Consider the following 5375-nt stretch of genomic DNA (forward strand, 5'->3'; position numbering starts at 1 on the left):
GGCCGGGCGCGCGGCGCCGGTGTCGCGCGGGGGTGCGCCGGTGCGCCGCGGGGGTGCGGTGTCCACACCGATCACCCGCTCGATGCCCGGGTCAGCACTCAGCCGCGCCAGCAGCCGCCCGCCCAGATCACCGGCGACACCGGTGATGAGGACGACCTTCGGCGACATCGACTGTCCCTACGGGCCCGGTGGGACGACCACCGAGCCGGTGGTGGTTACTTGCCCTGCTTACGACGCTGCACCCTGGTGCGGCGCAGCAGCTTGCGGTGCTTCTTCTTGGACATCCGCTTCCGGCGCTTCTTGACGACCGAGCCCACACCCACTCCTCATGGTCTACCTCGAGGGGAACGGTCCACCAGGTTACCGGTGGTCCCCCGGGCGGCCCGCACGGGTCCGGGCAGCCCCGTGCGGCGGAGCCTCCCGGACACCTCCGGGCGTCCGTCCCGGCCCCCGGGTCCCGGCGTCCCCGGCGGGGATACCTGCGGGGACGGTGGACTCAGCCGACGTCGAAGTACGCGTTGTCGAGGTAGTCGTGGACGGCCTGTTCGGGCACCCGGAAGGACTTGCCCACCCGGACGGCGGGCAACTCCCCGGAGTGCACCAGTCGGTAGACGGTCATCTTGGAGACCCGCATCAGCGAGGCGACCTCGGCGACCGTCAGGAACTGGACATGCCGCGGGCCCGCGGGCATGTCGTCGTGCGTGCTCGGTGGCATAGCGATTTCACCGTGTCCCTCCGCCACGCGCCGTGCCGCCCGGCTTCCCCACCGGGCGGTACCGACACGCGCGTGCTCTCAACGAGGGTAGCGGGACACAAGGGACTCCTGCGACGCCTGTCAAGGGGAAACACGGCACCCGACCGGACGCACCCCCCGACTTGCGTGAGGTTGCCGTGAAGGGCACTTTCCCTGCGCCCAGCGCAGCGAGGGGCACATTCACTGCATCGCACGCAGGGAAAGTGCCCTTCACGGCACAACCCCAGGTGAGGGGGTTCAGTCGCGGTGGGGGGCGCCGAGTTCGACGGAGCGGTCGCGTGCGGCTTCGATGGCGTCGAGCAGGGCGGCGCGGACGCCGTGCTTCTCCAGCTCGCGGATGCCGTTGATGGTGGTCCCGGCCGGGGAGGTCACCGCTTCCCGGAGCAGGACGGGGTGGTCGCGGCCCTCGTCGAGCATCCGCGCCGCGCCCACGGCCGACTGCACGATCAGCTGCTCGGCGACCGACCGGGGCAGTCCGAGCAGGATCCCGGCGTCGATCATCGCCTCGACCAGGTAGAAGAAGTACGCCGGGCCCGACCCGGAGAGCGCGGTGACCGCGTCCTGCTGCCGCTCCGGCACCTCGACGACCTTGCCCACGGACGTCAGCAGGGCGGTGACGGTCTCCACGTGCTCCGGCGTGGCGTGCCTGCCCGGTGACACCGCGCTCATCGCCTCGCCGACCAGCATCGGGGTGTTCGGCATGACCCGCACCACCGGCGTCTTGTCCGGCAACCTGCCCTCGAACAGCGTCGTCGGCAATCCCGCGCACAGCGACACCACCAGGGAGTCCCGCCCGACCAGCGGGGCGAGCTCGTCCAACAGCGGTTCGATGTCCTGCGGCTTCACCGCCACCACCAGCACGTCGGCGCGCTCGGCCGCCTCCGGCACCTCCACCCGGGTGATGCCGTACCGCTCGGTCAGCTCGGCCGCACGCTCGGAGTGCCGTTCGGTGAACAGCAGGTCCCCGGCGTCCCGTCCCGCGGCGATCAGCCCGGACAGCAGCGCCTCGCCGATCTTTCCCGCACCCAGTACCGCGATCGTCGTCATGTCCGCAGCCTAGGACCCGCACCGCGCCGGGGCCGCCGGGCCCACCACCGGTTCCGGAGCCCTCGATGCGAGCGGCGCCGACGGTGCAGGGCCCTCGGTGCAGGGCTGTCAGTGCAGGGCCGTCAGGGCGAGCTGGCGGGCCTGGCACACGATGCGGCCGCGGGCGTCGGCCACCACCGCGTCCGAGTCGAACCACCCCTCCTGCACCGACCGGCTCTCCACCTGGATGCGCAGCCACCCGGGCTGGGGCCGGGTGCGGACCAGCGCGGTGAGCTGGGTCGTCGGCGCCCAGCCGCCCGCACCGCCGAGGTTGAACACGACCGGCGGGTTGATGTCGCAGGCCAGCAGCGAGAAGTAGGCGTCCGAGCCGCCCTCCCGCGGCCGGGCCCACAGCCGCATCCGCGGCGGATCCCCCTCGCGCCCGGCCAGGTATCCGGCCGTGGCCGGGTCGAGCCGCACCTCACACCCCTGCGCGAGGTGGAACACGCCCTGCGACCGCTCGACCGTCAGCGACACGGCGTTCGCCGGGGGGTCGGCGGTCATCGCGGGCGCGTCGTTCCACACCGGCGGGCGCACGGGCAGCCTGCCCACCGTCACCCGCGCCTCGACGCAGACCCGGCCACGCTGTTCGAGCGTCACCGCCACCACGGTGGTCCGCCTGCCCACCTTGCGGACGTCGGTACGCAACAGCACCGGCCCGACGGCCGGAGGGCGCAGGAACTCGGCGCTGACGGTCAACGGCTCCAGGTGCGGCTCACCCTGTTCGGCGAGCGCGGCGACGGCGGCCCTGGCCAGCAGCGTGAGCAGGAACCCGCCGTGCGGATGGGTGCCGATCGACCACTCGGCCCGCAGGTCGGCGGTGAAGGTGCCGTCCCGCAGCGACCGCACGTCGCTGGCCACCGGGAACGGCGCGAAATCGTCGTGCACCGTACTCACGAACGGCTGACCAACGCACGCAGGAACAGTGCGGTGTTCGCGGGGCGCTCCGCCAGCCGCCGCATCAGATAGCCGTACCACTGCTCGCCGAACGGCACGTACACCCGCACGGTCTCCCCCTCCGTCGCCAGCCGGCGCTGCTCGTCCGGCCGCACCCCGTACAACATCTGGTACTCGTGGTCGCCCGGCTCGCGCCCGTACGACCGCACCCGCTCCCGCAGGAGCGGGATCAACCTGGGGTCGTGCGTGGCGAACATCGCGTACGCCCCCTTCTCGAGCAGGATGTTGGCGCACCGCACGTAGCCGAGGTCGATCTCGTGGGCGTCCGGGAACGCCGCTTCGGCCGGTTCGGCGTAGGCCCCCTTGCACAACCGAATCCGCGAGCCCGGATACGCCAACGCCGCGGCGTCGTCGGGGGTGCGGTGCAGGTAGGACTGGAGCACGGCCCCCGTGGCCGGGAACTCCCTGCGCACCCGGTCGACGGTCCGCAGGGTGGCGTCGGTGGTGGTGTGGTCCTCCATGTCGACCGTCACGGTGGTGCCGCACCGGTCGGCGGCGGCGCAGATCCGCCCGACGTTGCGCAGCGCCAGCTCCTCGTCCCACCCGACGGTCAGGGCGGACAGCTTCACGCTGACCTCGGCGTCGGCCGTCAGCCCCTCGGCGTGCAGGGCGTCGAGCAACCGGAGGTAGGTGCGCACGGTGTGCTCGGTGACCTCGGGGTCACTGGTGTTCTCCCCGAGGTAATCCAGGGTCGCGCGGAGGCCGTCGCGGGACAGTGCCCGCACCGCCCGGAGGGCGTCGGGCACGCTCTCCCCGGCGACGAACCGGTTGACGATCCCCCGGGTACCGGGTGCTGTCGCGACCGCCCGACGGATCGCCTCGCTGTCGGCGGCGGCGAGAATCAACGAACGCAGCGGCTCCACGGAGGAAACTCTACGGGTTCCGGACAGTCGGACGGGCAAACACCCGCGGGGTCGGGACGATCGTCGGACGATCCGCGCCGGACGCTACTGACCCAGGTGCAGTCGGGTGAACAGCAGCGCCTCGGCGAGGTCCTTCACGCGACGGGCGGGGGACCGCGCACCCCGGGTGTTGATCTCCAGCACGACCGCGCCGTCGTAGCCGGTGGTGGTCAGCCGTTCGAGCAGTGCGGCGCAGGGCTGGTGACCCCGCCCCGGCACCAGGTGCTCGTCCTTCGGCGCACCGGTCCCGTCGGACAGGTGCACGTGGCTCAGACCCGAACCCATCCGGTCGGCGAGTTCGAGCGCGTCCATCCCCGCCGCGGCGGCGTGCGACAGGTCCAGCGTGTAGTGGGCGTAGCCGACGTCGGTCGGGTCGATGGACGGCCGGAACGCGGAGACCCGACCGGTCCGTCCGGCGCCCGGCGGGCGCACCTTGAACATGTTCTCCACCGCGACGTCGACCCCGCTGTCGGCCTCCAGCTCGGCCACGAGATCCGGGAACGCGTCCCCGTACCGGCGCTGCCAGCGGAACGGCGGGTGCACCACGACCGTGGACGCGCCCAGCTCGACCGCGGCGTCCACCGACTTGCGCAGCCGCACCACCGGGTCGGGTGACCAGACCCGCTGGGTGATCAGCAGCGACGGCGAGTGCAGCGACACGACCGGCACCCCGGTGTTCCTGCTGCGTTTGCGCAACGCCGAGATGCTCTGGCTCTCCGGGTCGGCCCACACCATCACCTCGACGCCGTCGTAGCCGAGCTCGGCCGCGAGTTCGAAACCCTCCCCGGCCCGCAGCGGCCACACCGACGCGGTGGACAGGGCGACAGGGATCGCGGGAACCACGCGCCTACCTGGTGACGAGTAGCAGCGCCGCCGGGGACACGGTCACCACCAGCCCCACGAGCAGGGCCAGCACGGTGGTCTGGGTGTCCTCGGCGCGGCGGACCTTGCGCACGACCCACACGAGGGCGACCGTGACCACGACCGCCGCCATGAGCGCCGCGGCGGGGATCTGCCCCCACAGCCAGTTGAAGCCGAGCCACACCCCGGCTCCCCCGGCGACGCCGAGCGCGAGTTGCCCGGCCAGTACCAGCCACTGCCGTGCGGGCGAGACGTCCCCGGCCCCGGCGCCGTCGGGGTCATCCGCGGTGTCGGCCCTGTCCTCCCGCCCGTCGGACTCGTCGTCCCACGCGGCGCGGAGGTCGTCGGCGAGCGGGTCGTCGTCGAGCACCCCCGGTGCGACCCGGGTGCCGTGGACGCCGTCGGAGCCGTCCCCGTCGTCGGAGCCGGCACGGCCTTCGTAGTCTCCGTAGCCGTCGTAGCCGTCGTCGGCGTAGGTGCCGTAGGCGCCGTAGGTGTCGTACGGGTCGTCGTCACCGTACGGGTCGTCATCGACGTCGTCGGCGAAGTCGGGTACGTACCAACCCGTCGACGGGCCGTCGTCCACCCGGTCGGCGTCGTCGGCGTCGTCGGTGGCGGGGACGGCGGGCGAGACGCGGGTCGGTCCGCTGCTGTCGGCATCGCCCCATCGGCTCAGCCCCGCCGGGGCCTCTCCGGGGGCGACCGCGTCGGACAGCGCCGTCTGTTCGGCGGACTCCTCCGGGACCGCCGGGAACTGCTCCGTGTGCGGCTCGGGCGGCGACGCCGGAGCGCCCCGTGCGGGTCGACGCCCGCGT

At 72.9% G+C, this 5375-nt stretch carries 6 protein-coding genes and 2 pseudogenes; all 8 read right to left on the reverse strand.

All coding sequences use genetic code 11. The features are described 5' to 3' along the window. Window positions 1-168 (reverse strand): annotated as a pseudogene (locus tag SACPADRAFT_RS33625) (NAD-dependent epimerase/dehydratase family protein); the annotation flags it as partial. Window positions 169-215: 47 nt separating this feature from the next. After that, complete coding sequence (locus SACPADRAFT_RS31020; protein ID WP_007026313.1) at window positions 216-317, reverse strand: 30S ribosomal protein bS22; 102 nt, start codon at window positions 315-317, stop codon at window positions 216-218. 179 nt (window positions 318-496) lie between these two features. After that, the gene (locus SACPADRAFT_RS0224125; RefSeq protein ID WP_019809390.1) at window positions 497-715 is read right to left on the reverse strand and encodes a helix-turn-helix domain-containing protein; all 219 of its coding nucleotides are present in this window, start codon (window positions 713-715) and stop codon (window positions 497-499) included. A gap of 276 nt (window positions 716-991) precedes the next feature. After that, entirely contained in the window at window positions 992-1801 is an 810-nt protein-coding gene (proC, locus tag SACPADRAFT_RS0224130; RefSeq protein WP_007026311.1) for a pyrroline-5-carboxylate reductase, read from the reverse strand. A gap of 108 nt (window positions 1802-1909) precedes the next feature. Beyond that, the gene (locus SACPADRAFT_RS0224135) at window positions 1910-2737 is read right to left on the reverse strand and encodes a thioesterase family protein (RefSeq protein WP_007026310.1); all 828 of its coding nucleotides are present in this window, start codon (window positions 2735-2737) and stop codon (window positions 1910-1912) included. Then, a complete protein-coding gene (locus SACPADRAFT_RS0224140; protein WP_007026309.1) occupies window positions 2734-3660 on the reverse strand; it encodes a proline dehydrogenase family protein in 927 nt (308 codons plus the stop codon). Before SACPADRAFT_RS0224140 ends, SACPADRAFT_RS0224135 begins: the two co-directional genes overlap by 4 nt. Window positions 3661-3744: 84 nt before the next feature. After that, on the reverse strand, window positions 3745-4542 hold the full coding sequence (locus SACPADRAFT_RS0224145; RefSeq protein WP_007026308.1) for a sugar phosphate isomerase/epimerase family protein: 798 nt from the start codon (window positions 4540-4542) through the stop codon (window positions 3745-3747). A 4-nt stretch (window positions 4543-4546) separates the two neighbouring features. Further along, window positions 4547-5375: pseudogene (locus tag SACPADRAFT_RS34290) on the reverse strand (hypothetical protein); the annotation flags it as partial.

Origin of the sequence: Saccharomonospora iraqiensis subsp. paurometabolica YIM 90007, from assembly GCF_000231035.2 — a bacterium.
In the GTDB taxonomy this organism is placed as follows: Bacteria; Actinomycetota; Actinomycetes; order Mycobacteriales; family Pseudonocardiaceae; genus Saccharomonospora; species Saccharomonospora paurometabolica.